The 410-nt window shown below is 68.6% G+C and carries 1 protein-coding gene; it reads left to right on the forward strand.

Annotated elements, in window-relative coordinates; genetic code table 11:
• On the forward strand, positions 1 to 410 hold a 410-nt coding region (locus AB4Z38_RS25845; RefSeq protein WP_441432354.1), incomplete at both ends, for a hypothetical protein.

Below are 410 nucleotides of genomic sequence, written 5' to 3' on the forward strand. Positions count from 1 at the left end.
GGTTCCGCGCTCCTGGGCCTGGCATCGGGGGCCGAACCGCTCGGGGACAGCAACCTGGCCCAGACCATCACCATGCCGGCTGCCGGGACGTCCACGCTGTCCTTCTGGTACCAGCCCCACACCGCGGACGACACCTGCACCGGCACCACGTGCCGCTACGACTGGATGGAAGCACRAGTCCGCACCACGAGCGGCACCACMCTGGCCAGCSTGTTCAAGCTCWGCAGCAACTCCGGTACGTGGACCCAGCTSAGCGCCAACCTCTCCGCCTACAACGGGCAGACCATCGTGCTCTGGTTCAATGTCCACCTCGACGGCGCCAGCCCGGCGGATGACACCTGGATGTACCTCGACGACGTCGCCCTCGCCAACAGCCCAACGACGGCGACGGCACCCGCCGCTCCGGCCGG

It is taken from the genome of Arthrobacter sp. 2RAF6 (assembly GCF_052115205.1).
Classification (GTDB): Bacteria; Actinomycetota; Actinomycetes; order Actinomycetales; family Micrococcaceae; genus Arthrobacter.